We start from the raw sequence: 26989 nt of genomic DNA, 5'->3' as shown, positions 1-26989 counted from the left end.
GTTCAGTGGATTATGCTTCGGTTGTAGGTTGGGTCAGGATTTGTGTCTCGTACTCAGCCAGTGCCTGCTCGATGAGCCCGATGACGAACTCCTTCTGGCTGATTTTTCTGCCACGTTTCTTTTCAGTGGCGATGAAGTTCTTCAGCCGCCGGTCCAGTTCCTCGGGAATTTGAAAGGCCAGGGTTTTGGTTGCTGCCATGGTGACGTTACCTCCTTCAAAGTGTTGGGTGAGGATCATTTCTACACATTCGGCCAGGGTTCCCAGTGCAAGCTGCTCTTTCTCTGCCATGACCTTGGCGTGCAGCTCTATGGGAATCATGGCGCAGAGATTTTTCTTATCTCCCATGGGACGTACTCCTGTGATTTTGCAAGCAAAGCATACTGGAACTGAGCAGGGAAAGCTATTCATAGATACCAACAAAGAAACAGGGCATCAACCAAGCAGAAGCAACGAGACTGTCCCCACATCATATGTATAGAGGCAGTTCAGGCATATCTCTGGCAGTTACTCGTGACAGAGACGGATGGTTGTGGTAGAATGATGAGAGTGAAACAGGGGGGAGCAGCAGATGAAGCCCAACAAGAGTTATTTGGTGTTAGCCATTACGTGGTTGCTGGTGTCGCTGGTTCATTTTTATGGCGTGAGTGTCCTTACGGGTATTGCTTGGCTGTGTGTAGAAATCGTACACCTGATAGTAGCTTTTGTATCGAAAGATAAGAAAGAATAAGTCACAATGTGGAGAGTGAAGCACATGACCAAGACAATAGGTAAGTATTTGATGAAGGGAATTGCTGTTTTGGGTGTACTACTCATGGGTGTCGGGCTATATACCGGTGCTGGCCCAGATACCGGCTTATGGGTTTTTCTTGTGGGACTCTTGCTGGTGATTATCTGTGCCGTTTCCAGTCGTGAGCTGCGGAAGTATGTCCGTTCGCTGCTGGATTTCATTTGAGCCCGAATAAATGGAGGGCGAACATGGAAATTGTTTTAGTATTCATTTTGGGGATGGTAGGGGCTGTCTTAGTGCAACTCAGTGCGAACAAGGGTGTTAGCCGCTGGATTCGTTACCCATTGGTCGCCTTGATATGCATGATGTTCGTGTCTGGAATTGCTATGGCGGTTTATTTTGCTGTTGCCCTATACACTGAGGAATTGTTTGCCTCTGTGATGCTGTGGCTGTTTGCTCTTTTCGTGCTGGCAGGGGCTGTGGCGTATATTCGAAACCTGCTGCGCATGAAAGAATAAGGGTGCATACATGCTCCTATATAAATCAGAATTGCTGATGCGTCTACCCATGGATGTGCTTTAGTAGACAGAGGGAGTGAGAGAATGGATATTCTTTTTGAGTTGTTCTTGGAGTTGATTGTGGATGGGGTCATAGAGACCAGCGGGAATAAGAAACTGAGCCGTTGGATTCGCTATCCGCTCATTGCATTGGTGGTCCTATTTTTCGGGGCTGTGATTGCCTTGATATTTTATTTGGCACTTGGTCTGAGTTCTAATGAGCCGGTGGCTTCGGTCATTTTTTCTTTGCTGGGCCTATTTTTCCTGGTGGGAACTGTGCTGAAGTTGAGAAAGCTCTACTTTGCAAAGCGGGCGGATAACGGGAGTGAGGAAACAAATGACAAAAGAACATAACTGGAACGCCACTGTGGATGGAGTGTCTCACGTAATCCTCTGTCAAGTGATGAATAACAAGTATGTCTTATGGGTAGACGATAAATTTGAAAAAACTGTCTACCGTAAAAGCTTTCAGGCTATTCGGGGAGGGCTGGATGAAACTCTGGAGCTGTGGGGAAAGACCTGTCACTTTGTAGTTTGGCCCAGCGAAAAGGTAGAGTTTTTTGTGGACGGAAAATCTCTGAATACCCAGGAGGACTACGAGCATGCTCTGGACATGTCCTATGAAGAATCCATATCTCGCTATGAGCGGACTATGCGCCGTTACTCGTGGGTAATGGTGCTGATTATGGGGTTGACCTGTATCCTGTATTTGGCCGTGGTGTTGCAAGGAGGAGACATGTCCCGCTGGAATGGCACGATGGTGCTCGTACTGGTTATCCTGGTACTCAACCTCGTGGAGATTGTCAGGGGAAGGAAACGATGATGGACGGAAAACTTTGGTGGGATATTCTTGGGTTAGTCGTGACATGCGCAGTGAGCGCAGCGATTCTATACTGGAATGGTTGGAAAGAGAAAAGAATAACGAAGTCCGGCATTGTGTTTTGCTTGGCAATAGGAATACTTTGTGTTCCATCTCTCTTTTTCGTCCGAGGTTTCTCTCTGGCGATGACGCTGGTTTGGGTTGCCGCTTGGCTTGGTAGTGGATGTCTCAAAATGATTAGATACCAAAAGAAAAAGGCACAATCGTGAAACACCAGTACGTCTGAGTTGACAGATCTAAATGTATTGTTTCAAAAATCGTCCTGCACTTTTTTAGGGTGTAGGACGATTTTTGTTTTGTGCTTTGTGTAAAGCGGATGCCACAGCTCTATGTCATTTGGCCACCGCCTGGACCACCGTCCTGGTGGTATTGACCGCAGCCTGGGCTGTATAGACCGCAGACATGATGTTGGCTCTGGTTGTGGTGTCCAGGCCGAAGGTTCCGGCGATGCGTGGGATTTCCCCTGCGGACAACATCAGTCCCAGACCCAGAAGGGCATTTTCTTTGAATACCATCAATCCTGCAATGAGGATGGTAGCTTGCAGGAAGGCGGTGAGGCAGAGTCCAATGATCTGCTTGCACCATTGGATGAAGCCGTCGGTATAGCCGCGGGGGACGCTGAACATATACAGGCTGCCCACGGCGATTTGGATGAGCAGGATACCGCCTCGCTTCAGGTTTGCAAAAAACACCTTAATGACGGCATAGGCCATAAGAATGATGCAGAACAGGAGCATGATGGGGCTGGTGATGGAAGCAAAGCCGAAGTAGGAGCCGGATGTCATTTCGGTCAGGGACTCCACATCACCGAGAGTGTCGATGATCTCCGTGGCCACTTGGCCAATGGAGGTTCCGTATCCAGTGATTCCGGCGGTGAGACTGCCCTGCAACGTGACAGAGAGTTCATAGAGCCGCACGGGTACCACCGTGAAGAGACCGACTGCCATAAAGCCCTTTATGGCATTGAGGGCGGTCTCTTTCAGGTTTCCTCTGCCGGAGGAATACTCAATGCCGCATTCAAAACAGGCCACCACAAGGCCTGTGCCATAGAGCGCCCAGGCCAGATAGGAGAAAAACAGGACAATACTCTGTACCCAGTTCATGGTGAACAGCTCCACGCCCATGTTGCCCATCTCGGCAAAGAAGTTGCCCAGAAAGCCCATGATCTGACTGTAGATCCAATCAATGATCTGGCTCAGGACAGTATCAGCTACAAAATCCCAAATAAACAATGGTTGGTTCACCTCTTTTCGGGTTGAGGCCGTACCAACCGCATGACACAAAGACCCCGCAGCTGGTACGGCCTTTTGTGTCAATCAATGACATGGTTTGCTGGGTGTTAGATGCCAACGATACCCCAGATGTACAGGGGGGCGGTGAGGGTAAACACCAGACAGGCAAACAAAATGGCGGGGGGCGTCCACTCGAACTGCCCGGTCTTCCGATAATCAAAGTAGGCGGTACCCACTTTGACAAAGAAAAACACGGCGAGGATCAGATCAATGGCAGGGAAGACCACGTTGTTGACCACAGTCTTGATTTGGGTGGATGCGGTGGTCCAGGTGCTCTCTACGGCTCCAGCTACATCTCCGCTGCCAGCGGCCAGGGCTGTGCCTGCCATCAGGGAGGTCATGGCCAGCGCCACCACCAGTAAGAGAGCAAAGCGTTTGTAGTTCCATTTACGCATAGATTACCTCCAGTTACAAAAATATAGTGTGTATTTGGGCCCGGATGATGCGCTGGAACATCAGGGGGTGGAGGCCCGCTGAAAAAAGGACTCAGGTGAACCATGTCGTGCTTACTTGGAGTGGTTCTGCTTGTTGCGCTCCAGTTGGCTCAGTACTTTTTCCCAACTTTCAGCGTCATCCTGAGGCACCACCAGAACAGCGCCGTCTACGCTGAGCACCCGGAGATTGTCAAAGAGAATGCCTGCATCCGCAAAGGCCTCTGCCGGAATGGGAAGCATATCCTCGTCACACCCGTGGCAGCTGCCGCACATATCCTCATCGCCCTCCTGGCCCTCCCAGCCAGTCATCATATCTGCCCCAGGCTGTTGACCAGCCGCATCAGGGTCATCATAGCGGTGGCTTTCTCCACAGGCTTCATCTCCGGCTTGAGCAGGACGATGGCGTTTTCCAGGGTGTGCAACTCCAAGGTTTCCTCTTGCTCCAGACCGCTCAGAATCAGGGCGGCAGACTGGATGACGGCTTTTCCGTCGTTGGTGTAGTTGATAAATGTCATGTTCATTCCTCCATATCGTTAAGTATTTTGATTTGGTTCATGGATCAGGGTATAACGGCCCTCGTACTCGTCGGTGGGGGACAGGTGAAACATACTCAGTTGCCAATTCATTGCCGTGTTGTAGCGGCGGGGGTCGTAGTTGGTGATGACAATTTCTTCGTACTCACTGCCTGCCTTCTGGGACATGCTGTTGGGTCGGGTGGTGTAGAAGATATAAAACTCCTGATACAGCTCCACGATATAGGGACAGTAGTTGTAGGACACCATGACGTACCCTTCGCAATTCAGGAGGGCATCGTGGAGCCGCTGGTGATCCTCCTTTGGGAAGACCACCGCATAGCAGCCCTCTGCCTCGTAATAGGGAGGATCGCAATAGAAAAACGCACCTTTCCGGTCGTATTGGCGTACAATTTCCACGCAGTCCTTGTTTTCAATGATGACCTCCGCCAACCTGCGGGAGCATTCCCAGACCAGGTGAAAAAAGCGACGGATGTCGCAGGTTTTTCCTGCAAAGGACTTGGCCCCGCCACTGAAGCTGTATCGGATAAGCTTGAAGTAGTCTGCGGCCCGGCGGACGTCTCCACGAGGAGCCCTCTCCAGCATCATTCTGCGGATGGCCTCTCCATCAGGCGGCTCCAGATATCGCTGGGTCAGCTCCATCTCTTGGCTGAGATAATCGTCGGTGAATTCTTCCTTGGAGAAGAATTTGTACAGCACATTGAAATCATCTCGGGTGTTCAGGGGCAGAAAGCCCAGCTCCAGAAGCAGGGCCATAGTTCGGTTCTTGACGCAGCAGAAGAGGTTGGTCAGGTCGCTGTTGAAGTCGTTGTATACCTCCATGCAGCCTTGTTGAATGGGACGGTTGAGGGTTACGGTGCCGCTGCCACCAAACACGTCGATAAACCGGGAAAAATGTGGGGGAGCCAGACGGTGGATCAGCCAAAGCAGCTTGGCTTTGCCGCCCACCCATGGGATAAAGCTCTTCAATCGACGTCACCGCCAAAGGAGTCCAGAGATCGCTCCAGTCCCTCCCTGGCCAACTTCAGACCATGTTCCATGGCTCTCAACTGGCCAATGGTGGAATAGACCTCCCCGGCGGTTACGGCATAGAAGTAACCGTCTTGGCTGCTGGCAATGGGATGCCCCTTTTTGCGCAGACGGTGGACCTGTTTACGCAGTTCAGTGCCGCTGATGTGGAGTGCTGTCTCGATCTGACGGCTTTTCTGGATGTTTTTTCTGCCTTTGCACACGGCCTTCAGATAGGCCAATACCTGTTGTTCTCGCATCATTGTTCCTTTCCGGGGCCATACCCGAACAAGGAACAACAAAAAAGCAGGAGCCGTGTCCCTTTCGGGTACGGCCCCTGTGTGTTTTGTTTGGGAATATGAGAGGGTTACGGTTTACTGCATCTGCATCCCTCCCAGTTTAGGGTCAGAAGTAGGGCAGAGGAGGGGTTCGCCATCTTCTCGCGCCACCAGCCCATAGGGGGTCAGGACTGCGTTGGAATTTGCCAGGATGTCTCTACCGTAGGCATTGAGATTGACGTGCTCTTGCAGCATGGAAAGGGTTTGCTCATCCAAGATGGTGTGCAGCTTCTGGAGTGCCACCTCCTTGGGACTGCGCTGGTCGGGTTGGAGCAGGTAGTCGTCCAGATTTTCCGCAATGTGAGCGGCGGCGACGACCTCGTGGCAGTCGGTGGCAAGGATGACTGCTTTGAGTTTGGTGAGCTGTCCATACCGCTCCAGGCATTTGATGGCCTCTGCCAGCTGATTCAGATCCTGGATGTCATTGCACTCCAGGTTCTCCAGCAGATCGGGAATGGCGCTGTCCTCGGTCCAGAAGACCACCTGGTCCCAGGAAGCGGATTCGCCCAGCTCTTCCAGCACACGGGACAGCTGGCTCTGTGTGGCGGGGAGTTCCAGAGTAACCCTGGGTTCCTGTTGATTGAAACCTCTGGCCACCAGCAGGCGAACAGCGTAGGAGGGAGGCTTGGGAACTACGTCCAGGCTGTCATGTACCTGCTTGAGGTCTTCGTGCTGGATCACATAGCCATGGCTGACGAAGACACCGCCCTCCTCAAATCGGGCTTTTCGGCCCAGCTGTGCAAAGTCCAGATAGTCAAAGATGGAATCGGGAACTTTTTCAAGTGCAGGGATAAAATCGTTCTCGGCATAGAATCTGCCCAGCTGCTCATCTGTTGTGGCGTTGACCACATGACAGCAGTCCGTGCTGTAAGCCAGATCCAGCAGGAGGGAGAGGGGGATGGGACCATAGTCCTTGGCGGCTTCCATCTGGACCAGTCCTTCGAAAGCGGCCTTTTCCATGTCACTCAGCCCCTCCAGCCTGGTTAGCAGGGCGTTGAGCTGGTAGAGGTCACAGTCCGAGCTCAGATGGTCATGGAGAAAGGGGAAAGCTCCCGGATGGAGCAGTTCCAGGTCCGGTTTTTCGCGGGGGGCCATTTGGAGCTTATCCATGGCATCCTGGAGCTGGTAGTAGGTAGCCGGAAGCTCCAGGCAGCTGTATTGATTATGTTTCCCGTAGAGCGCAATGCAGAACGCATTATCCAAGGGTCATCCCTCCTATCGTCGTTCCATGCTCCATATCCTTTGCCTCGTCCTGGGGACAAGGCTCACTCATTTCGCCGGAACTCCTCTCCCCACCAAACCCGCTGCGCTGGGCTTCGGTGGGGGCCCGGTTTGCACGTAGTCTTCCTGATACTTGGCAGGGTCTGCGCCGGGGACATCCCAGCCACACATACTGCCCACCTCCATGGCCTGTCTCTGCCACATATCTACTCTACGCCAAGGTGCTCGTTGAGCTGGTCGGCCAGTTCCACATTCCGCTCTTTGTCGCCGGTGTCCCACTCCGAGGGGTGGTAGCCGGTTTCACCTCGTTTGATGCAAATCAGCTGGCCCGTAGTGGGCAGGGTGGAGTAGCACATCTCCGGCAATCCTTCTGCCAATTTGGGGGAGAAGCGCTCCTCCTCCGTCTGGATACTCCAATCGTCGAAGCTCCACAGATGGACATACAGCTCGTCGTCACCAATGCAGATATCCCGCTGCTCAAATCCTTCGCCCCAGCCATCCGATGCCTGTCCAGAGATGTACTCCTTCAGGTTGGACAGTTCCACCGGGGTAAGGGTCCCTGCAACACGGCATTCCGCAACACCCCAGAGCTGGCCGTTTCGATCCTCGACCGTGAACACAGCGGACTGGACTTTCCGGTTGACGCTGTCATCTTCGCTGTACCAGTGCATCAGCCCACGCTCCATTTCTTCCGGCATACGGTATTTGGTGAGAGCGCTGAGAATGTCACCTTCGTAGCCACGCAGCATTTTGCCATCCAGCTGGGTACAGTCCTCCTCTATGTCGCTGTACTCGTTGCGGGTGTAGAGGTCCGCTGTCAGAGGCATATACAGCTTCAGGGTGGTGAGTTCCGGTGGAATCACGGAGAAGCTGTCCTCTCCAATGATCAGGGCAAGGCCACTGCCGTTGTCCCACTTCATGTGGAACTGGCCGATATCGTCGATGTAGTCCAGGGTGCCGGTGCTGCCGGGGGGCAGCGGGGCATACGGGTCTTTCATCTCTCTGAGTTTGATTCGGGTTCCTGCGGGGAATTGCTCTCGCAGGAAATTCAGCCATTCCTTTGGAACTGACATTTACATACCTCCCATTTGAAAAGTTTGTTCTTCTTGGTGTGTTTCTTCCATCATCAGCACCTCCAGGCTCACCGTGCCGTGGTAGGCCACATATCCCCGGTCGGTAAATGCACCGGTCTCTTGATTCATGTGCTGCAGGCCGTACTTCTCGTAGTCATAGAACTCGTCCAGATTGGGGTCATACTCAAAGTGGCCGGACTCCTGGATCATATAAATTCCATACTCTGACGGGGTGTGGGCACCAGGGGCAAATTCAAATAAGTCTAGATTTTTCGCCAGGCAACGGATCTGGCTGGCATTCTCCGGCTCAGCCAAGGCTACCACAGCCCCCAGTTTCTGAAGGTCATCCTGGTCAAGTCTGGCCACAGCCCATGCCAGATCGTTGAGGTCGAAGATGCTTTCCTGCTTGAAATCCAGCACTGCATTTACCTCCGCGGGAAATTCGTTGCTCCCTACTTGAAAGCACATATCCTCCGGGTCTTGGATGCCAGAGCGCAGCATTCCACGTTCTAGCTGTTTTCTTGTGGCAGGGAGGTAAAGCCAGGTGGTATCCTTGGGATTCTCCAGCTTCCCCCTGGGGGTCAGACCCAGGGACAGCACAGCATCGTCGTAGATGTAACAGGGAAGGTGCTTGCCGTCGTAGAGTTGTTCCAGCTGCATCCCGTTGTCGTAGACTACACCGTAGGGGGTGACCACACCTTGATTTCCCTCGATCAGAAGAAGGGCAGATTCCTCACCATCTACATTCTCCAGTTCTTCCAGGCTGGCACAGCCGCCGTTGAGGTTCATATAGTGGCTGCGGCCCACGGATTCCAAATCAGAGAAGTCCGTGATGACGGTGGCCTGCTGACAGCAGAAGGATAGGTTGATCAAGTCTTTCAGGCTAGTGAGGCCCAGTTTCTCAGCCATGGCCTGGAACTGGGCCACCTCGTCATCACCGAAGCCATCCAGCCGCTTAGCCAGATAGTCCAGCTCGTCCAGATTCACCTGGGTTCCCTCCAGCTGATTCAGAACCGGCCAGGGAGTGTGGAGTTCCTCCACACGGCAGTCCTGGCGGGTGGCGTTTCCCATTTCCAGCGCTTCCAGCAGCTCGGTGCAGCTGTCATACTGCTCTTTGGGGATGGGAAGGGGAATGGTAACAACACCAAATTCCGGGTGGTTGATATTGCTCAATTCTGCGCCTATCATCTCTTTCTATCACCTGTCTTTCGATTATTTTGGATGGTTGCTATGCTGTAAATTAGCACCACAGCGGTACAAATACTCAGTCCCAGTGCTACCAACTGCAAATGGTTTTCAAGCTCGATTTCAGATTGTGATGCTTTCACTGCAACCTGTGTTTGCTGGATGTTGGGGGTGGTCACAGCGGGTTCCTGGACAGAAGTATCCTGCTCCACCCTCTGGCAGTAAACCAGATACCGATGGGTGCCCACAATATAGGGGTGGCAGGTGAGCAAGGTCACCATATCCTGGCTTGGCCGAATGGCCACAGCCTCCACCTCGTCGGGCCAGATGATGGAGATTCCCGTCACCTGATAGGTCAGGGTTTCCCAGAGGTTTGTGAGGTACACCAGATCTCCCTCTTGAAGCAGCTCCACATCCCGGAACATGGCTTTTCCATTCCAGCCCCGGTGGGCGGCAATGACGCAGTTGGTGGAGTTTCCTCCAATGGGCATACTGGTCTGACCCAGCACCGCCCCTCCGTCGTTCATGTGCGCTCTGGAGGCTCCCAGGTAGAGGGGGAGGATGACATCCATGGAAGGGATTTCTACATAGCCTACGGCATCATCGGCTTCCATTCCGTAGTCTTCTAAGTTCAACCCCGGTGCTTCATAGCTGCCCACACTGTCCAGGCCGGACTGATCCTGGGACAGCTGGAGGTTGTACGCCTCCATGGCTTCTCTCAGGTCTTGGTGAATCCCTGGCTTTTTCTGTCCCTGCTCCACCACGGCAACTTCCTCTTTCGCCGTCTGCTCATACACAATGGGGGCAGCAATGGGCTGGCAGAGAATTACCATCAGCACCAAATCCACCGCCAGAGCCAGTCCCAGCAGCCATCTAGCCATGCCGTAACTGCTTCTGGGGACAATTCGCTTTCAAATTCATTTCATCCACTCCTTTTCTGTTGCAAAGAAAAAAGCAGGAAATCTCGGAAGATTTCCTGCTCAAAGCAAGTCTGTTCAGTTTACGTTATTCCTTGACAATAGGCGAAATAACAGGTTTTCCATCTCGATCTAGTAAGGGGGTCAATCCTCCTGCATACCCGGAATGGCTAAACAAATAGTTGACACCGGTTTCCTTGTCCACCCAAATTTCCATACCCTTAGCCATGCCTTGGGAGTAGACCACTTCGAATCTTTCTTCTTTTTTCATAAAATCCATCTCCTTGCTGAAAGATTTTTCACCAGAATATCATATACCACATCTCCTGTAAACATCTTTTTCCGTCGCCGTGTCAACCCCATCTTGTCCTGTTGCTCCGCCAAATTACCACCGGCACAGCCACGGCCAGCATGGTAAGATAGATACCAAACCCAATGCACAGAGCTGTGCGGTATTCCCTCCACCAACTGCTTTCGTGGTTTTGGTTCTGGGCGGTTGCAACCACGGTGTCCTCCGCTGTCCACTCCGTCCGGGTGCCACGCACCAGCAGACGGTGGGAATTCACGCCGTAGGGGGTGCAGGTGAGCAGGGTCACATAGTCGCCCTGCGGATCAATCCCGATCTGGCTCACATCGTCGGGGAGCACCACGGAAATTTGGTCCACCTCATAGGCCAGGGTTTCATCCAGCACCCGCAGAAAGAACACATCTCCTTGTGTGAGCTGATCCAGGTCGGAGAGGAGCCGGGATGAGGCCAGGCCGCTGTGGCCAGCCAGAACTGCATGGCTTCCTGTGCCTCCCACTGGGAGGGAGCTGCCCTCCACCACCCCCACACCGGCGGTGAGGGTGGTGGACTGAGTTCCGTAGTACACGGGGAGAATCACGTCGATGGCGGGAATCTCCAACGTGGCCAGCATACCGCCTCCGGTGGGGTCCAGGGCGGTGAGGATATCTTCGTCTGGGGTTGGGGCACCAGAGACAGAGAATCCGGCAATGGAACAGCTCTGCTCCAGCAGATCTCGGTTGTAGGCCTGGGCCAGCTCCAGGGCTTGTTGGGTGGCCTGGTTGTCCAGCACCTCCACCGCCGTCTCATATTCTGTAATGACCTGGGAGCGTGTTTGGCCCGAAAGCCAGTTGCTGGCCATGGGGTAGAGCATCATCCCCACAGCCAGCACACAGCCCAGCCCCAACAAAAGAGGCGCTTTACTTCTTTTCATCCAGCTCACCCTTTCGCTTCCAGTAGCGAAGGGCGATACACCCGGTGAGCATCCCGCTGGCCAGCACGATGCCTACCACAGTGGTCACCATGGTGCCTTTGCCGCCAGTCTCGGGCAGATCAAAGCCACGGGTGTTGAGGACAGTCAGTGGAACCAGGGCATTGCCGCTGTTCCCCATGGCCTCCATGGTGGCGGAATAGCCATCCACGGTGGCGGTAGCAGTGAGGGAGCCCACCTGCACACCAGGTGTGTACTTGGTGTCGATGTCCACGGTGATCACATCCTCCAGCAGGGTGTAGCCAGCATCGGTCTGGGTCTCAGTAAGCTGGTAAGTGTCCTCCTCCACACCATACAGATACAGGTGGCCGGTCTCATCAGGGGTCATGCGGGTGGCCTCGTCCACGTTGGTGGTGGTGCCGGTGGCGTAGTACACACCCTTTGCAGGGTTGGCCTCTGCCACCACATAGTAGTTGCCGGTGGCGTTGGTCACATTCTGGGTGATGAACTGGACGGCATCAAAGTTGGTGCCTCCGGCGGAGAACTTCTTGGTGAGGTGGATGCCGTAGCTGTACACCTTGGCTTCGTCGGTGAGGGTGCCGATATAGTCCTGGCTGGTGCGCTCCCAGGTGAGGGTGACGGTATTGGGGTTGCCCTCATCACCCAGAATCATGTCCTCGGTGCTGTTGATCTTGGCAGTGTAGTACACCACGCAGGTCCAGTCGGAATACCGCCCTTCCTGCTGGCTGTTGTCCACGGGGGTATTGATGCGTTCCAGACCAGCCTCGTTGAACTGAAGGGTCATCATGGTGGAGCCGTCACTACCATTGGAGTAAGACAGATCGAAATAAGTGCCCTGTCCCTTCTCATTGCACTCCCAGATCTCCACGGCATTGGCGCCCTGGGTGGCAGGGGTGTTAGGGGTGGCAACGGTGTAGTCCTTCTGGGCCGCCTCGTAGCTCTCATACCAGCAAACAATCACGTCGTTCTGGTTGTACTCCAGGCCGGGAGAGAGCATATCCTCGAAGCGGTACTGGGTGAGCTGGGTGGCATTGGAGGTGATGGTGGGCAGGGTGGACAGGTAGCGGTAGCCCATCACGTCCCCGGTGCTGCCGGTGGCCACATCCCGGTAGCCCAGCCCGTCAATGTCTCCGGAGAAGCTGATGCCGTGGGCCAGGTCTGCCACCTCTTTCTCCAGGGTGGGGTTCCCGGTCTCGTTTTTGGGGTAGACATGGACATCGTAGAACCAGCCGTCAGCGGTCTGGGTGTCCATCATGGGCAGGGACACCAGGAAGGGGTTGACGGTGGAGGTGACGTTCTCCGGTACCTCGGTTTCCACTACCAGGTACAGGCCCAGGTCCAGGCCGTCCACAGAAGTGGTGCCCGTGATGTCATCGGTGAGGGCCATGGCAGTGCCGCTCTGGTTGGCCTCCGCCTCCAGAGCATCCTTGGTGGCTCGGCGGTTGGCGGTGAGCTGTTCCTCCAAAGCGTCGATCAGGGTATCCGAGGTATACCAGGGGATTCCACCCTCGGTTTTCACCACGTCCTCCGAGGTGAGGCCCAGAGTGTCCCGCACATCTTCGTTGTCCACCCCGTAGATGACCTGGACGGTGGCATTGGCGGCATCCTGATCCGAGTACATATCAATGCCGCCCAGGCGCAGGTAGGTAAACTCCACACCGCCCAGGGTGTAGTCCTGGAGCATGGTCTCTGCCTCGTGGTTTTCCTTGCCGGTGGACACCAGCCCACCAGTGCTTACCCCCGCCTGAGTGGCGGCGGTGAGGTCATACTTGGTGACGGTGAGACTGGCAGTGTGTCCGTAGTCAATGGTGGCATCCTGGGGGGTATAGGCCAGGGCCGTTCCAGACAGGCCAAGGGCGGCACACAGGGCCAGACCCATGGCGGTAAAGCGATGCATCTTCTGTTTCATGATTCATTGTCCTCCTCAGTGTTTAATTTGATGTTTTTTATACACAACCAGCCCGGTGACGCACAGGAAGGCCAGGGCCAGTCCGGCACTCATCAGCCAGATGGCATAGCCTCCTGTGGCAGGCAGGCGATACACCAGGGTATTGCGCAGGTCGTAGGTGAGATGGTAATAGTAGTTGGTGCCATTGCTGTAGTACACCTCGTCGCTGGTGGTGTCCTTGGCTCCGGCTACCCCATAGGGCAGGGTGATGGTGACGGGCTGGGGCAGAAGCTGATAGCCTTCCTCTGTCTGGATTTCCCGCAGGGTGTAAGTGCCAAAGGGGATGTTCACCAGCTCTACCCGGCCCTTTGCGTCGGTAACCAGAGTATCCGTTCCTTGCCCAGGGACAAACTGGCCGTTCTGCACCACCAGAGCGGCATAGCGTCCATCCGCCTGCTGGCTCCAGGTCACCACATTTCCCTGGTTATCCAGCAGTTGCAGCTTCACCCCAGACAGGTCCTGGTCTCCCTGACCGGACTTGTGAATGGTGAGCATCCCCAAGGGCTGGGTACGCAGCTGTAAATAAAAAACCACCGGGTCTTGCACTCCGGTGGCTAAGGTCTGGCCCACGCCGTTGGACCAGATGAGCAGGGCTCCTGTATTTTGGGGGATGTTCTTCCGCATCGTCAGAGTAACGGGATCGGTAATCTCCTGGGTGGTGGAGAAGGTGTAGGTGTTGCCCTGGCGGGAGACGGTAATCCCGCTGGTGGAGGGGAAGGTGATGTCACAGCCGGTGGTGTTGGTATCTGTGAGGGTTACGGTGTATTTACCGCTGATGGCATCATACTGCATGGTGTGAGCCATATTGAGGCCCACATCCGTGCTGGCAAAGCTGGGGATTACTCGATGTTCAGCCATTTGGTCCAGCATCCAGTCATAGCAGTTCTTGGCCGGATGTCCCTCGATCCACTTCACATAGTTGTCTGCCTCGATGGTCTTGCCCCCATAGGATAGAGCGGAAATGGAGGTGGGGCTGTTGCGGATGCCGCTTTGATACTCCCAGATAATGATCTGGGTGGCAAAGGCAAAGTCGTCCACGTTGAAGGCACATCCAACCTGGCTGGTTGTTGGAATATAGCTGGGGTTTTCCGGGTTGTAGCCGTAGAGCATGGCAAGCATAATGCCTTCACGGGCCGTGGGAGACAATAGTTTGAGATAGTCCGATGTGCCAGCTTCTCCAGAGGTGTAGTCTCCTCCGTCAAAGGCCTTACCGGACTCGATGCAGTAGGCCAGGGTGTTTCCCACATAGTACTTGTTGTTGGTATAGCCACTGGCCTGAGTGCTGGTGATAATTTTTTTGGTACCGTCGCTGTAGTAGCGCATAAAGCTGAATTTCATCAGAGCGTACTTATGGCCGGTAATAGAGGTGTATGGCTCTCCCTCCCAGGTGTTGACCACCTCGCCGGGAGACCAGGCCGACATGGTGGCCAGCAGGGGCGTTTCTTCCTCTGCGGTGGTCTCAACGATGGGGTCGGCTGTCTCTGTCACTACCTCTTGGAACGGCTGCACTTCTGGGGGTGCCGCTGCTCCAGGCAGTACCCCGAGACACAGGGCACCGCACAGAGCTGTGGTAAGGATGCGTTGGATGAGTTTCACTTGTATCACGTCCCTTCTGAGTTAAAATGATCTGTCTCATCTCTTGTAAAAGTGTTCCGGGTTCCTCTCTATCATAGAGGGGAATCCCGTGTGAAGTAATGGGGCATGGGCAATGTCCTCCTTTCGCCGAAATAGAAAAAGCGCCGGAATCTTGGTTAGAACTCCGGCGCAATTTCACATGGTCTGCTGGGGGATATAAGGTTGTGCGAGTTGCTGTTCCTGCTCTTTGATGCGATCGACAACATCGGGTATGCCATTTTCAATCTGATCCTGAATACCCCGGATGCATGCCTCCTGTTTGGGAGACAGGTTCAGGTTGGTGTTTAGGGTATCAGCGCAGCATCGAAAGATTTCTGTGAGCTGTTCCTGGTTGAAAACTTGGTACTGGGGGACAAGGCCGGAACGGATAGCAAAGTCTTGCTTGGCAGCCAGGTAATTGTCTTGAAAGTAGTGGCCGTAGTTGAGACCTGTCCAGCGGAAGTCCCGGTCCCAGGTGACAAAGTGGATGCCGAATTTGGTCTGGTGTCCAGCCAGCACAGTCCCGTTGAAGTCGGCCAGAACTCGAAAGTCTCCGGTCAGTCCCTGTGCCCTCAAGGGGGGAGCCTGCTCCAGCAACGTCATGTATTCCCGCACTGTACCGGCCAGATGGGTTGCCTGCTCACAGGCCTGTTCCCGTTCCAAAGTTGCCACATCCTCCTGTCGGTAGCGTACACCGCCGCCCTCTGTGATCCTGCAGAGAGGGTGGCCATCCCATTCCACAGGTAACAGACTATCCCGTTCTGCTTGGGTGGTGAAGCCTACCCGTTGGAGTACTCGGCGAAGCTCCTGAAAAAATGTGTCTCGTTTCATAATGATTACCTCCTTGGGGCGTGGCGCCCTTTTTGAATTTTGCTGGAAATGAAAAAAGGCGCCAATCTGATGATCGATCACGACCAACAAATTGACGCCTAGAAACGCTGTATATTCTATTTGGAAAAGAGTAGCGCCCTTTTTGAAACTGCTTTGTTCAAAAAGGGCGCTGTTTGCCTATATCTGTGCCAACGACGGGGGAGAGGAGGGTTCGAGTCCCACCAGTCGGGGAAAACAGGGCGTTTGCATCTATGGAATTTTCGGTGAAATTTTGAGGAGAAAAATCCCGGAAACGGTTGATGCCGTAGGCGTTGCGCCTACGGCATCTATAGTGTTGGGATAACATGGTACGGGTAGTGGGGGTCGAACCCACACGCCTTTCGGCACAGGAACCTAAATCCTGCACGTCTGCCAATTCCGCCATACCCGCTTATATGAGCGACAGGAGTTTTTCCTGTCGCTTTTGATATCTCGTTTTTGCTTGAGAAGGATAGATGCAGACAGCACATCCTGCTTGCGCTGCTCTTTCACCCTTCTTTTTCGGTACCGTCCGAATACTCGTATACATCGTATTCCCCGCAGTACGCGCATACGCCCATTCTTGGGGAATTGACCACGGGCAGTGCGCATCCTTCGTGCTCGTGGGACGCCATACATTTCTCGCAGAAAAACGGGTACTCCTCCATCGCGTCACATTCACAGCAGACGTAATCCGCCGCCTCGCCGCACTGTCCGCACTCGAAAAGCAAAGGCAGATTCCGAGCCAGCAAACGGACAGCCTTGCGCTGTTTGGGACGGGACACAGGATGCAGAAACGTAATCCGAAGCTCTGTCGTACTGCCGAAATCATACTCGTAAAAGAGAACGGAACCGGTCGGAATGCGATCCAGCTTTGTGCTCTTCCCTATCTCCACCCCGCCGCGTTGATAAAATGCGCTCATATGCCCACAGCACTCAAGCCAGATCTCCCGCAAAAAAGTATCCAGCGTTTTAAGCGTAGAGGTCAGCGGCATATCGAGGTACAGCCAATACACCTTATCCTCGGCGTCCTCCACCTTAAGGAGGACACATTTCTGGTTCTCCGCTTCCTCCCCGCCAGAATGTCTGGAGGAAAAATGCTTCAAAAAACCCGATTTTGCAACGATTGCGCCACAGAGATAGCAATGCCCTTTTGTCATCTGACTTTCCATACCACACCTGCACTTTCTTCACTGAGGTGACAGCACCTAAATCCTGCACGTCTGCCAATTCCGTCATACCCGCATATATGAGCAGCAGGAACTCCCTGCCGCTATTTTTACAAAAACTTCTTCACTGAGGTGACAGCACCTAAATCTCGCATGTCTACCAATTCCATCATACCCGCATATCTCATTATGACTACGGGTATGGAGTATACCACAGAATTGGGAAAATTTCAATACTTTCTTGTAATCGTCCAGGGGAAGCGATCTTTCAGCCGCTGGAGCAGGGAACCCTGAGGTTTGGACTTGGCAGGTGCGGAGCTAGGTTGTGCCGTGTGGGAAGAGGTACGCATAAACTCCTCTTGACTGTTGAGAGGAGAGACGGTACTGGTTTTTCTCAGATAGCTTCCGTCGCTGAGCATGGAACTGGCCTTTACATTGTCCAGCAACTGGGTGCGGAGAATCCATTCCAGCTGGGATTTTACCTGTGGGTCGTCGATAGGACAGGCGATCTCAACTCGGCGCAACAGATTTCGGGTCATCAAGTCCGCCGAAGAGATGAAATACTTGGCCTGTTCTCCCCGACCAAAGCAGTAGATGCGGGCGTGCTCCAGATAGCGGCCCACAATGCTAGTAACGTGGAGGCTCTCGGTTTTTCCGGGAATTCCGGGCCGAATACAACAGATGCCCCGGAGAATCAGCTGTACCTCTACGCCTGCTTGGCTGGCTTGCTGAAGCTTGTTGATAATGGCCCGTTCTGTGAGGGAATTGGCTTTGATGCAGATATATCCCTGATGTCCCAAGATAATCTGTTCATCCATGTGGTCTAAGAGAGCCTGGTGAATACCGTTGGGGGAGACCAGAAGGCGCTGATAGCTGCCGCTGAGATTGCTCACCAGCATATTGCGGAAGAAAGCGGCACCGTCCAGGCCAATCTGCTTATCAGCAGTCATAAAGCACAGATCCGTGTACATAGCACAGGTCTTTTCGTTGTAGTTTCCTGTGCCGATCTGAGTGATATAGTTGAGGGTATCGCCCCGGCGCATGGTAATCTGGCAGATCTTGCTGTGACACTTATAATCTTCGACACCGTAGATGACCCGGCATCCGGCTTCTTCCAGCACTTTGGACCAGGCGATGTTGTTGGCCTCGTCAAAACGGGCTCGCAGCTCCATGAGTACGGTGACTTCTTTCCCATTTTCCGCCGCTCGACAGAGAATACGGGCAATCTTGGAAGAAGAGGCCAGACGGTAGATAGTCATTTTAATGGCGATGACATCCTTGCGCTCGGCGGCCTCTTGAAGCAATTGCAGGAAGGGGTTGACGGAGTCAAAGGGATAGAACAGGAGTCGGTCTCGCTGCTGAATCTGTTGAATCATGCTCTGCTTGGGGTTCAAATCCTCCGGTTGGCGAGGCTGATAGGGAGGAAAGAGGAGTTTCTCACTGACATCAGCAGGCAGCTGACCAATCAGGGCAAAGACATAGCTCATATTCAACGGAGAGCGGTCCACAAACACCTGGTGCGCTTCCAGGTCCAATCTGTCCCGTAAAATGTCCAGAAAGGCCTGAGAAATGGGCCGAGAGACCTCTAGGCGCACCGCAGACTGTTTACCTCGAAGGTGGAGCAGCTTGCTGACATGGTTCCGGAAGTCCTCTTCGGTGGTGTCCTCAAACTTATCTACGTCAAAGCTGATATCTGCATTGCGGGTGACACAGATGACACAGCTGTCTGCCACCTTGTATCGCTCAAAGAGGGAGGGCGCCCAGTGGAGGAGCATCTGCTCCATACGGAGATAGCGGCCATTGGAATTGGGCAGCATGAGAAAAGCGGGCAGGGAGGCAGGGAGGGGGACAAATCCCAGGGAAAGTCGATCTTTTTTCTCCCGTAACAGCAGAGAAATGTAAAGCCGCTTTGTTTCCAGGTGGGGGAAGGGGTGGTGGGAGTCCACAATCTGGGGAGAGAGGGTGGGAAGTACGTTGGCGGTGTAATACCGGGAGACGTACTGCTGTTCCGCCTCTGTCAGCTGGTCCATGGAAACATCCACGATGCCCTCTTCTTCTAGCTGAGTGCAGAGGGACTCGTAGAGATGGTTTTTTAGGTCGATGAGGGGAGGAATGGTCTCGTAGACACAACGCAGCTGCTCCCGGGGAGACATGCCGCTTTTGTTATCCCGCTCTTTGTTGTTGGAAATGGCAGCCAGGTCGAAGAGACTGCCCACTCGAATCATAAAGAATTCATCCAGGTTGCTGGTGAAGATGGAGATGAATTTCAGGCGCTCCAACAGCGGCACGGTCTGATCCGCTGCCTCTTCCAACACGCGGCGATTAAACCGCAGCCAGCTCAGTTCTCGGTTTTGGGTGTAGCTGTAATCTTTCATAGTTTTGACTGTATCTTCTGGCATAAATAACCCTCCCGGACACCGTACCGACTGACGATGACCTCGTTTGCTTGACAAGTTTTCACCACATGGCGCAGAATCATCAGGCCAGGGATGAGTGTGTGCAGCCGCTCAGGTGCTGCCTTCAAAATCAGATCGGTGGCCGTGCGCTGGTCGGAGCGGAGTAGGGCAAATACCTCATCCAGCTGGTCGGCGGTGACAGACCGGCAGGTCTGGGGCAGCTGGAAGACCGTGCGGGACAGCTTCAAAGCGGCTCGGGCAGAGCCGCCCACCGCTGCAATCTGGTGGGAAGTCAGGTCCTGGGCAGGCAGTTTTCCAAGCTCCCGCTTCAAAGCTTTCTCCATGCGCTCATAGGAGCCGTTTCCGGGAAGAATCCGCTTGACACAGTCCCGGTACAGCTTCAGTGAGCCAATGGGGAAGCTGGAGGCCTGGTTTACCTGGCCATGTTCAAACTCCACCAACTCAGTACTGGCGCCGCCAATGTCCACAAACAGTCCACTGTCCATGGCAGTGTCCTGCATGGCACCCACATAACCGAACGTGGCCTCCTCCTCGCCAGAGAGCACCTCGATGGGGAACCCCACCATCTGGCTGATGGCGGCAGCAGCCTGCTGGGAGTTATGAACGTTACGCAGGGAGGCGGTGGCAAAGGCGGAGATGTTGGTGATCTCCAGGTGGTCCAGCGTCTTTGCAAAGGAGAGCAGTCCAGCTCCAGCTCTGCGGATACCTTCCTCCGTCAGGATGCCGTGCTCCATATAATTGGCCAGCCCGGCCATAATCTTTTCTTTAAACAGAACGGTAAAACTCTCTTTTTCCACGGAATACACCGTCAAACGCATGGAGTTAGAACCGATATCAATCACTGCATGCTTCATGTCTATCCTCCTGTTATATGATCTTCACAGCGGTTTTAGCTATGAATGGACGTAATACACCACTATCTATACTTTACAAAACCTGTGTCAAGATTTCCTGTCGTATTTTGTAAAGAGTATGTAAAAACTCCTATGGCTGCCCAGAGACAGCCATAGGAGTTTGCACGAAAGAAAAATTAGGGACGGCCCAGGAGAGCAAACATGTTCTTCTTATAGGCCTCCACGCCGGGCTGGTTGAAGGGGTTGACCTTCAGCACGTGGCCGCTGATGCCGCAGGAGAGCTCAAAGAAGTAGAAGAGCTCGCCCAGAGTGCGGGCATTCATCTTGGGGCTGCGCAGGACCATAGCAGGAGCGCCGCCGTCGTGGTGAGCGGCCAGGGTGCCCTGGCAGGCCATCTCACGGACAAAGCTCAGGGGCTTGCCTGCCAGATAGTTCAGGTTGTCGCCGTCGTCGTCACAGTGGGGCACAGCCACATCACAACCAGTGTCATCCACATAGATCACAGTCTCGAAGAGGATGCGCTCACCGTCCTGGATGAACTGACCCATGGAGTGCAGGTCGGTGGTAAGCTGCACGCTGGCGGGGAAGATGCCCTTGCCATCCTTGCCCTCGGACTCACCGAACAGCTGCTTGAGCCACTCGCCGAAGAAGGTGTAGGAGGGCTCGTAGTTGCAGAAGATCTCGATCTTCTTGCCCTGGCGATACAGCAGGTTACGAGCGGCGACATACTGCCACACGGGGTTGTCCATGGAGCGCAGGTCATACTTCTCCATAGCCTCGGCAGCGCCGGCCATCAGCTCGTTGATGTCGGTGCCGGACACAGCGATGGGCAGCAGACCCACAGCGGTGAGGACGGAGAAGCGACCACCCACTTCATCGGGAATGACGAAGGTTTCCCAGCCGTTCTTGTCGGCCACGGACTTCAGAGCGCCACGGGCCTTGTCAGTGGTGGCGTAGATGCGGCTGTTGGCCTCAGCGCCGTACTTCTTCTCCAGGTGCTCACGGAAAATACGGAAGGCAATGGCGGGCTCAATGGTGCCGCCGGACTTGGAAATCACATTGATGGACCAGCTGCGGTTGCCGATGCGGCGCATGACCTTCTGAATCTCATTGGGGCTGAGAGAGCAGCCGACAAAGCAGATATCGGGACCGTCGGAGGGGAAGATCTCCAGGGCGGTGCGGGCGCCCAGGTAGGAGCCACCGATGCCGATGACCACCAGCACCTCGGAGTCGGAGCGAATCTTCTTGGCGGCTTTGAGGATGCGGTCAAACTCCTCCTTGTCATAGGCCTCGGGCAAGCGCACCCAGCCGGTGAAATCGGAACCGGGGGCAGAACTATCATACAGCTTGGCGTGAGCGGCGGCCACTTCGTCGGTCATAGCGGTCAGCTGCTCCTTGGACACGAAACCATCCAGATGAGACAAATCCAACGTTAACATAGTGTGCAACTCCTTGTGAAATAAATTTACCCTTGGTTAAGGGAATTAAGCATGATAGAAGAACAGACCAGCGCCGCCATAAATTCCGGCGTTGTTGCCCAACTGGGCCAGAGCGAAGGTGGCCTGACGGGCAGGGGAGAACACGTTTTCCCGGTAGGCATCCACCACGGGGTCCATGAGGATAGAGCCAGCAGCAGATACACCACCGCCGATGATAAAGATCTCGGGGTTGACGATACAGCCGATCATAGCAGAAGCCACACCTAGGGCCTTGGCTGCGGTCTGAATGACCTCCATGGCCTGCTGATTCCCCTCCTTGGCTGCGTCAAACACGTCCTTAGCGGTAACCTTCTCCATGTCTTGGAAAGGCTGGAACTCCCGAGCGGCACGGATGATGCCGGTGGCAGAGGCAGTGACCTCCAGACAGCCGTACTTGCCGCAGGAGCACTGCCAGTCCTGGTGGAAGCTCATGGGCATATGGCCAGCTTCACCGCCTGCGCCGTTGGCGCCAGAGATGATTTGGCCATTGGAAATAATGCCGCAGCCAATGCCAGTGCCCACGGTGAGCATGGCCAAGCTCTTGCGGCCTTTGCCGGCGCCGTGCCACAGCTCGCCCAGAGCGGCCAGGTTAGCGTCATTTTCCACCTTTACCACCAGACCAGTGCGGCTGGATAGCTCGGTGGCCACGTTGATATCCCCCCAGCCCAGGTTGACACAGCCCTTGACCTGTTCCTGGTTGAACACAGGTCCGGGGACGCCCACGCCTGCACCCACAAAGGCACAGTCGTCAAATTGCGCCTTTACCTGCTGGATTTCCTGAGCAATCCGGTCAAACATGGCGGCAGGGTCACGGGGAGAGGGAAATTCGCTCTTGTGCAGCAAAGGGCCTTCTTCGTCCACAAGCCCCAGCTTCACGGATGTTCCGCCGATGTCCACGCCAAAACACACTTGCTTCATTGCGCTCAACTCCTCTTTTTCTTGTCGTCAAGATACGCTTATTCCAAAATAATGGCAACACCCCAGGGCTCCAGATGCAGCAACCGCTTTTCCATATTGATATAGGACTGGAACAGCAGCTGTCCCGTGATGGGGAGGGTCATGGGGTCGGAGCCTCCGTTGACAAAGGTGTGAATCCGCTGTCCGTTCAAGGTGCGGATGAAATGAATGACATGATCGTTGGGGTTTTCAAAGGTGATATGGCCCCGTTTGAGGGCGGCATATCTGCCTTTGATGCGGCTGAGAGACTCATAGGCCGTCTGTAGAGAGGTTAGCTCACGCCCCCAGGGGAAGCACCGGCGGTTAAAGGGGTCTTCAAACCCTTCCAACCCTGCCTCATCTCCGTAGTAGATACAGGGCATGCCGGGCAGCGTGAACTGAAGCGCTGCCGCTGCGCACTCCCGCCGCACTGCCCAGAGTTTGGCATCCTCGCTGAGGAATCGGTTGGCCTTTTCCTGCTTGGAGCCGTCAAAGCTGTCGCCCAACAGGGTGAGGATGCGGGGGGTGTCGTGGGTAGACAGGCTGTTCATGAGGCAGTGGAGAACCTCCTGGGGATAGTGCTCCACCACCGACATGATGTTGGCCCGGAAGCTGTTGGCATCCGGCTGGACCAAGAAGGAGAGAATGGCACTGCGGAAGGGATAGTTCATCACCGAGTCCAGTTCTCCGTGGGAGAAATACTTTCTTCGGGCTCCGTAGCTGATCTTGTTGGAGGCATCCTCCCACACCTCGCCCAGCAGCAGCGCCTCAGGGTTCAGCTCCTTGAGGCGCTGGCGGAACAGGGCGATGAAGTCGTCGGGCAGCTCGTCGGCCACGTCCAGACGGAAGCCATCGGCGCCCAAGCTCATCCAGTGGGCAATGACGCTATTCTCTCCTGTGATGATGTGCTCCAGAAAAGCCGGGTCCATCTCATTGACGCAGGGGAGGGTGTCGATGCCCCACCAGGAGGTGTAGCGGTTGGGGTACTCCTGGAAATCAAACCAACTGCGGTAGGGGGAATTGGGGTCACTGACTGCACCGTGTCCGAAGATATGGTTGCGGTCAAAGTACACGCTGTTGCTGCCGGTGTGGGAGAACACGCCGTCCAAAATCACCTTCATACCCAGCTTGTGGGCGTCGGCACACAGGGCGGAAAAGTCCTCCTCGGTCCCCAACATGGGGTCGGGACGCATGTAGTCGGCAGTGTCATAGCGGTGATTGGAAAACGCCATGGAGATGGGGTTGAGATAGATGACGTCCACATGCATCCGTTTGAGATAGGGCAGCTTTTCCCGAATTCCCCGCAGATTTCCGCCGAAGAAATCGTTGTTCAGTACCTCTCCGTGCTCGTTGGGGAGATAATGGGGGGTGTCGTTCCAGTTTTCGTGTACCCAGTAGGGCTGCAGTTTCTCGGTCAAATCACAGGAGCCCGAGCGAAAAAAGCGATCGGGAAAGATCTGATACATCACGGCTCCGGCATAGGCCTTGGGCGTGTGAAACTGCCGCGGGTAACAGGTCAACTGCCAGAGGTCTCCCTGGTTGATGCTGGTATCCGTCTCTCCGCAACGGTAGACCTGGAACGGCCCCTGAGCACCCTGGCAGCGGAAGTGATAGAAATACAGTCCGCACCGGGGGAGGGAAAACTGCGTTTTATAAATTTGATATCCGTCCTGCGTGTCGGTCAACTCGAAGGATACCTGCATCCCGTAGGCGGTGTCGGTGGTGAGAATCACATCCACGCCGCTGACGGCGTAGTAGTCCGGTACCTTCACCGTCAGGGAACAGGGCTGGTTTTCCATCACACAGCCAAAAGGAGTCTTATATTCTTCTAACAGACAATTAAACGCGACATTCATCCATCAAAACTCCAGACAATGAGGAAAAATAGGTCACTTCAGATGCCAGATGTTCTCGGCATATTCGGTGACGGCGCGGTCGGCAGAGAACAGACCGGCCTTGGCGATGTTGACCAGGGACATGTTGGTAAACTTGCGCTGGTCAGCATACAGGGCGGACACATCATTCTGAGCCCGCACGTAGTCGTGGAAGTCTGCCAGGCACATATAGGGGTCGGCAGGTCCACGGTGGTTGGTAATCAGGGAATTGACGATATCGTCAAAGCGCATGTTGGAGAAACCGGTGCGCAGCAGATCCATCACAGCCTGGAGCTGGGGATCGTTATGAATATATACGAGGGGATTGTACCCGTGATGCCACAGGTCGTTGACCTCGGGGGTACGCAGACCGAAGAGCACGATATTCTCATCGCCCACCTGCTCCCGAATCTCCACATTGGCCCCATCCAGTGTACCCAAGGTAACGGCGCCGTTAATCATTAGCTTCATGTTACCGGTGCCGCTGGCCTCCTTGCCGGCAATGGAAATCTGCTCGGAGATTTCGGCGGCAGGGATGATCTTCTCAGCCAGAGAGACGTTGTAGTCCTCCATAAACACCACTTTCAGCTTGTCGCGCACCACGGGGTCGGAGTTGACCAGGCGGGACACCGCGCAGATGAGCTGAATGATCTGCTTTGCCATGATGTATCCAGCGGAGGCCTTGGCGGCAAAGATGAAGGTGCGGGGCTGGAAGGGGGCGTTGGGGTTGTGCTTGATCTCCAGATACATGTGCAGAATCTGGAGGACGTTGAGCAACTGGCGCTTGTACTCGTGCAGACGCTTGATCTGGACGTCAAACAGGGAATTGGGGTCCACCTGGATGCCGTTGCGCTGGAGAATCAAATCGCTGAGGCGCTGCTTATTGGCCAGCTTGATCTCCTGCAGGCGGCTGAGCACGCTGGCATCGTCCTGGTACTTCAGCAGCTTCTCCAACTCTCTGGAGTCCTTGACAAACCCGTCGCCAATGAGCTCTTTGAGCAGAGCGCTGAGGTCGGGGTTGGACTGGCACAGCCAGCGGCGGTAGGCGATGCCGTTGGTGACGTTGAGGAAGCGGTTGGGCTCCATCTGGTAATAGTCCCGGAAGATGCTGTTCTTGAGAATCTCAGTGTGCAGCTTGGACACGCCGTTGATCTTGTGGCAGGCGGCCAGACACAGGTTGGCCATGCGAATCTCGCCGTTGGCGATGACAGCCATGTAGTTGATCTTACCCATGTCGTTGCCATACTTGGCCCGCAGATCCTCCACCAGGCGGCGGTTGATCTCGCACACAATTTGATACACACGGGGCATCTGCTCGGAGAAGAGGCTCTCGCTCCAACGCTCCAGAGCCTCACTCATAACGGTGTGGTTGGTGTAGGACAGGGTGTTGCAGGTGATCTCCCAGGCCTCATCCCAGCCGTAGTCGTACTCGTCCAGCAGCAGACGCATCAGCTCGGGCACGCACAGAGCAGGGTGGGTGTCGTTGATGTGGATGGACACCTTGTCAGCCAGATTATCCAGACTGCGATAGGTCTTCAGGTGCTTGCGCAAAATGGTCTGGAGGGAGGCAGATACCAGCAGATACTGCTGGCGCAGGCGCAGCCGCTTGCCAGCGATGTGATCATCGGCAGGGTAGAGGACCTTGGAGATGACCTCGGCCATGGTGTCGCCCTCCAGAGCCTTGGCGTAGTCGCCCCGGGAGAAAGCGGTCATATCAAAGCTGCGGGGAGACTTGGCGCTCCACAGCACCAGCTTGTTCACGGCGTCGGTGTCGTGGCCGGAAATATACATGTCGTTGGGCACAGCCATGACGGACTGATAGTTGACGTGGGCCACACGGTACTTGCCGTTGTCGTCCCAGCCGTGGGCTTCGCCGCCGAACTTGACCTCCACGGCCTCGTCCTCTCGGGGCACCAGCCACACATCGCCCATGGTCAGCCAGTCATCGGGGAACTCCATCTGCCAGCCGTCGATGATCTTCTGCTTGAAGATACCGAACTCATAGCGAATGGAATAGCCCGTGCAGGGAATGCCCAGAGTGGTGGCAGAATCCATATAGCAGGAGGCCAGACGTCCCAGACCGCCGTTGCCCAAACCGGCATCAGGCTCCATCTCATACAGGTCATGGATGTCGATGCCGCACTTATCCAGTGCCTGGGTGAACAGCTCTTCCAGACCTAAATTATACAAATTATTCCGCAGGGAAGTACCAACCAGGAACTCCATGGACATGTAGTATACCTGCTTGTCCTGGTCCTTGTTGGTCTTGCGGTTAAACTGTGTGTTCTTTTCCACCAGCATCTCATTGACGAGGTAGCAGAGACAGCGGTAGATCTGTTGGGGAGAGGCGGTGTCAGAATGACAGCCATAGCGTCGTAACAAGGTCTCTTCCAGTTTTTCAATAATCTGTTTCTGATTCATGAAACTGAACTCCTCTGTGCGGATCACA

At 54.6% G+C, this 26989-nt stretch carries 28 protein-coding genes and 1 tRNA gene; 5 read left to right on the top strand and 24 right to left on the bottom strand.

The genetic code is table 11. The features are described 5' to 3' along the window. Positions 1-10 precede the first annotated feature (10 nt). Entirely contained in the window at positions 11-346 is a 336-nt protein-coding gene (locus tag B5F98_RS01915; RefSeq protein ID WP_087369375.1) for a hypothetical protein, read from the bottom strand. A gap of 223 nt (positions 347-569) precedes the next feature. Between B5F98_RS01915 and B5F98_RS12880 the strand changes: the two genes are divergently transcribed. From B5F98_RS12880 to B5F98_RS01895, 5 genes are all read left to right on the top strand, one after another. Beyond that, the gene (locus tag B5F98_RS12880; protein WP_158099746.1) at positions 570-728 is read left to right on the top strand and encodes a hypothetical protein; all 159 of its coding nucleotides are present in this window, start codon (positions 570-572) and stop codon (positions 726-728) included. 24 nt (positions 729-752) lie between these two features. After that, a complete protein-coding gene (locus B5F98_RS01910) occupies positions 753-953 on the top strand; it encodes a hypothetical protein (RefSeq protein ID WP_087230309.1) in 201 nt (66 codons plus the stop codon). A gap of 23 nt (positions 954-976) precedes the next feature. Next, positions 977-1246 (top strand): hypothetical protein, encoded by a 270-nt coding sequence (locus B5F98_RS01905; protein WP_087230306.1) that lies wholly within the window; start codon positions 977-979, stop codon positions 1244-1246. 84 nt (positions 1247-1330) lie between these two features. Continuing rightward, positions 1331-1639, top strand: coding sequence for a hypothetical protein (locus B5F98_RS01900; protein WP_087369374.1), 309 nt, complete (start codon positions 1331-1333; stop codon positions 1637-1639). Continuing rightward, entirely contained in the window at positions 1623-2108 is a 486-nt protein-coding gene (locus B5F98_RS01895; RefSeq protein WP_087369373.1) for a hypothetical protein, read from the top strand. The genes B5F98_RS01900 and B5F98_RS01895 overlap by 17 nt, the downstream gene beginning before the upstream one ends. Before the next feature lie 389 nt (positions 2109-2497). Here B5F98_RS01895 and B5F98_RS01885 read toward each other — a convergent pair whose 3' ends face one another. From B5F98_RS01885 to B5F98_RS01775, 23 genes are all read right to left on the bottom strand, one after another. Then, a complete protein-coding gene (locus tag B5F98_RS01885; protein ID WP_087369371.1) occupies positions 2498-3397 on the bottom strand; it encodes a conjugal transfer protein TrbL family protein in 900 nt (299 codons plus the stop codon). 107 nt (positions 3398-3504) lie between these two features. Beyond that, positions 3505-3852, bottom strand: a complete 348-nt coding sequence (locus B5F98_RS01880) for a DUF3852 domain-containing protein (RefSeq protein WP_087369370.1) — start codon at positions 3850-3852, stop codon at positions 3505-3507. Between the two features lie 111 nt (positions 3853-3963). Beyond that, the gene (locus tag B5F98_RS01875; protein WP_143482711.1) at positions 3964-4203 is read right to left on the bottom strand and encodes a hypothetical protein; all 240 of its coding nucleotides are present in this window, start codon (positions 4201-4203) and stop codon (positions 3964-3966) included. After that, the gene (locus B5F98_RS01870; protein ID WP_087369368.1) at positions 4200-4406 is read right to left on the bottom strand and encodes a hypothetical protein; all 207 of its coding nucleotides are present in this window, start codon (positions 4404-4406) and stop codon (positions 4200-4202) included. The genes B5F98_RS01875 and B5F98_RS01870 overlap by 4 nt, the downstream gene beginning before the upstream one ends. Positions 4407-4424: 18 nt before the next feature. Then, entirely contained in the window at positions 4425-5393 is a 969-nt protein-coding gene (locus tag B5F98_RS01865; protein ID WP_087369367.1) for a DNA adenine methylase, read from the bottom strand. Further along, positions 5390-5692 (bottom strand): hypothetical protein, encoded by a 303-nt coding sequence (locus B5F98_RS01860; protein ID WP_143482710.1) that lies wholly within the window; start codon positions 5690-5692, stop codon positions 5390-5392. The genes B5F98_RS01865 and B5F98_RS01860 overlap by 4 nt, the downstream gene beginning before the upstream one ends. A 114-nt stretch (positions 5693-5806) precedes the next feature. After that, on the bottom strand, positions 5807-6973 hold the full coding sequence (locus tag B5F98_RS01855; protein WP_087369365.1) for an antirestriction protein ArdA: 1167 nt from the start codon (positions 6971-6973) through the stop codon (positions 5807-5809). A 224-nt stretch (positions 6974-7197) separates the two neighbouring features. Then, positions 7198-8064 carry a DUF4314 domain-containing protein gene (locus tag B5F98_RS01850; protein WP_242961574.1) on the bottom strand — a complete coding sequence of 289 codons (867 nt, stop codon included), beginning with the start codon at positions 8062-8064 and terminating at the stop codon, positions 7198-7200. Beyond that, positions 8065-9237, bottom strand: coding sequence for an antirestriction protein ArdA (locus B5F98_RS01845; RefSeq protein ID WP_343219385.1), 1173 nt, complete (start codon positions 9235-9237; stop codon positions 8065-8067). 11 nt (positions 9238-9248) lie between these two features. Continuing rightward, entirely contained in the window at positions 9249-10130 is an 882-nt protein-coding gene (locus B5F98_RS01840) for a class C sortase (RefSeq protein WP_087369363.1), read from the bottom strand. Between the two features lie 124 nt (positions 10131-10254). After that, positions 10255-10437, bottom strand: a complete 183-nt coding sequence (locus tag B5F98_RS01835; RefSeq protein ID WP_087369362.1) for a DUF6440 family protein — start codon at positions 10435-10437, stop codon at positions 10255-10257. Between the two features lie 82 nt (positions 10438-10519). Beyond that, complete coding sequence (locus tag B5F98_RS01830; RefSeq protein ID WP_087369361.1) at positions 10520-11383, bottom strand: class C sortase; 864 nt, start codon at positions 11381-11383, stop codon at positions 10520-10522. Continuing rightward, the gene (locus B5F98_RS01825; protein WP_087369360.1) at positions 11370-13310 is read right to left on the bottom strand and encodes a SpaH/EbpB family LPXTG-anchored major pilin; all 1941 of its coding nucleotides are present in this window, start codon (positions 13308-13310) and stop codon (positions 11370-11372) included. The genes B5F98_RS01830 and B5F98_RS01825 overlap by 14 nt, the downstream gene beginning before the upstream one ends. A gap of 15 nt (positions 13311-13325) precedes the next feature. After that, a complete protein-coding gene (locus B5F98_RS01820) occupies positions 13326-14837 on the bottom strand; it encodes a SpaA isopeptide-forming pilin-related protein (protein ID WP_087369359.1) in 1512 nt (503 codons plus the stop codon). 282 nt (positions 14838-15119) lie between these two features. Further along, complete coding sequence (locus tag B5F98_RS01815) at positions 15120-15635, bottom strand: hypothetical protein (protein ID WP_143482709.1); 516 nt, start codon at positions 15633-15635, stop codon at positions 15120-15122. Positions 15636-16139: 504 nt separating this feature from the next. Beyond that, positions 16140-16224, bottom strand: a tRNA-Leu gene (locus B5F98_RS01810). 97 nt (positions 16225-16321) lie between these two features. Next, complete coding sequence (locus B5F98_RS01805) at positions 16322-16984, bottom strand: hypothetical protein (RefSeq protein ID WP_087369357.1); 663 nt, start codon at positions 16982-16984, stop codon at positions 16322-16324. Between the two features lie 227 nt (positions 16985-17211). After that, on the bottom strand, positions 17212-19380 hold the full coding sequence (ppk1, locus tag B5F98_RS01800) for a polyphosphate kinase 1 (protein ID WP_242961573.1): 2169 nt from the start codon (positions 19378-19380) through the stop codon (positions 17212-17214). Further along, complete coding sequence (locus B5F98_RS01795; protein ID WP_087230245.1) at positions 19353-20252, bottom strand: hypothetical protein; 900 nt, start codon at positions 20250-20252, stop codon at positions 19353-19355. The genes ppk1 and B5F98_RS01795 overlap by 28 nt, the downstream gene beginning before the upstream one ends. A 176-nt stretch (positions 20253-20428) precedes the next feature. After that, complete coding sequence (locus B5F98_RS01790) at positions 20429-21700, bottom strand: glucose-6-phosphate isomerase (RefSeq protein ID WP_206418052.1); 1272 nt, start codon at positions 21698-21700, stop codon at positions 20429-20431. A gap of 36 nt (positions 21701-21736) precedes the next feature. Then, entirely contained in the window at positions 21737-22648 is a 912-nt protein-coding gene (locus tag B5F98_RS01785; protein ID WP_087369354.1) for an ROK family glucokinase, read from the bottom strand. Between the two features lie 38 nt (positions 22649-22686). Then, entirely contained in the window at positions 22687-24465 is a 1779-nt protein-coding gene (locus tag B5F98_RS01780; RefSeq protein WP_242961576.1) for a glycoside hydrolase family 13 protein, read from the bottom strand. Between the two features lie 90 nt (positions 24466-24555). Beyond that, on the bottom strand, positions 24556-26961 hold the full coding sequence (locus B5F98_RS01775) for a glycogen/starch/alpha-glucan phosphorylase (RefSeq protein ID WP_087369352.1): 2406 nt from the start codon (positions 26959-26961) through the stop codon (positions 24556-24558). Between the last annotated feature and the right edge of the window lie 28 nt (positions 26962-26989).

Origin of the sequence: Pseudoflavonifractor sp. An44 (assembly GCF_002161675.1) — a bacterium.
In the GTDB taxonomy this organism is placed as follows: Bacteria; Bacillota; Clostridia; order Oscillospirales; family Oscillospiraceae; genus Enterenecus; species Enterenecus faecium.
The sequence above is the reverse complement of the archived record's forward strand: the minus strand, read 5'-3'. Positions and strand labels throughout refer to the sequence as shown.

What these genes read in the sequence shown, in the direction of transcription:
- ppk1 (WP_242961573.1), bottom strand. Translation starts at nt 19,380, where the DNA reads ATGCCAGAAGATACAGTCAAAACTATGAAAGATTACAGCTACACCCAA.
- B5F98_RS01775 (WP_087369352.1), bottom strand. Translation starts at nt 26,961, where the DNA reads ATGAATCAGAAACAGATTATTGAAAAACTGGAAGAGACCTTGTTACGA.
- B5F98_RS01895 (WP_087369373.1), top strand. Translation starts at nt 1,623, where the DNA reads ATGACAAAAGAACATAACTGGAACGCCACTGTGGATGGAGTGTCTCAC.
- B5F98_RS01870 (WP_087369368.1), bottom strand. Translation starts at nt 4,406, where the DNA reads ATGACATTTATCAACTACACCAACGACGGAAAAGCCGTCATCCAGTCT.
- B5F98_RS01840 (WP_087369363.1), bottom strand. Translation starts at nt 10,130, where the DNA reads ATGGCTAGATGGCTGCTGGGACTGGCTCTGGCGGTGGATTTGGTGCTG.
- B5F98_RS01780 (WP_242961576.1), bottom strand. Translation starts at nt 24,465, where the DNA reads ATGGAAAACCAGCCCTGTTCCCTGACGGTGAAGGTACCGGACTACTAC.
- B5F98_RS01900 (WP_087369374.1), top strand. Translation starts at nt 1,331, where the DNA reads ATGGATATTCTTTTTGAGTTGTTCTTGGAGTTGATTGTGGATGGGGTC.
- B5F98_RS01805 (WP_087369357.1), bottom strand. Translation starts at nt 16,984, where the DNA reads ATGGAAAGTCAGATGACAAAAGGGCATTGCTATCTCTGTGGCGCAATC.
- B5F98_RS01785 (WP_087369354.1), bottom strand. Translation starts at nt 22,648, where the DNA reads ATGAAGCAAGTGTGTTTTGGCGTGGACATCGGCGGAACATCCGTGAAG.
- B5F98_RS01905 (WP_087230306.1), top strand. Translation starts at nt 977, where the DNA reads ATGGAAATTGTTTTAGTATTCATTTTGGGGATGGTAGGGGCTGTCTTA.
- B5F98_RS01835 (WP_087369362.1), bottom strand. Translation starts at nt 10,437, where the DNA reads ATGAAAAAAGAAGAAAGATTCGAAGTGGTCTACTCCCAAGGCATGGCT.
- B5F98_RS01915 (WP_087369375.1), bottom strand. Translation starts at nt 346, where the DNA reads ATGGGAGATAAGAAAAATCTCTGCGCCATGATTCCCATAGAGCTGCAC.
- B5F98_RS01880 (WP_087369370.1), bottom strand. Translation starts at nt 3,852, where the DNA reads ATGCGTAAATGGAACTACAAACGCTTTGCTCTCTTACTGGTGGTGGCG.
- B5F98_RS12880 (WP_158099746.1), top strand. Translation starts at nt 570, where the DNA reads ATGAAGCCCAACAAGAGTTATTTGGTGTTAGCCATTACGTGGTTGCTG.
- B5F98_RS01860 (WP_143482710.1), bottom strand. Translation starts at nt 5,692, where the DNA reads ATGCGAGAACAACAGGTATTGGCCTATCTGAAGGCCGTGTGCAAAGGC.
- B5F98_RS01795 (WP_087230245.1), bottom strand. Translation starts at nt 20,252, where the DNA reads ATGAAGCATGCAGTGATTGATATCGGTTCTAACTCCATGCGTTTGACG.
- B5F98_RS01825 (WP_087369360.1), bottom strand. Translation starts at nt 13,310, where the DNA reads ATGAAACAGAAGATGCATCGCTTTACCGCCATGGGTCTGGCCCTGTGT.
- B5F98_RS01830 (WP_087369361.1), bottom strand. Translation starts at nt 11,383, where the DNA reads ATGAAAAGAAGTAAAGCGCCTCTTTTGTTGGGGCTGGGCTGTGTGCTG.
- B5F98_RS01910 (WP_087230309.1), top strand. Translation starts at nt 753, where the DNA reads ATGACCAAGACAATAGGTAAGTATTTGATGAAGGGAATTGCTGTTTTG.
- B5F98_RS01850 (WP_242961574.1), bottom strand. Translation starts at nt 8,064, where the DNA reads ATGTCAGTTCCAAAGGAATGGCTGAATTTCCTGCGAGAGCAATTCCCC.
- B5F98_RS01875 (WP_143482711.1), bottom strand. Translation starts at nt 4,203, where the DNA reads ATGATGACTGGCTGGGAGGGCCAGGAGGGCGATGAGGATATGTGCGGC.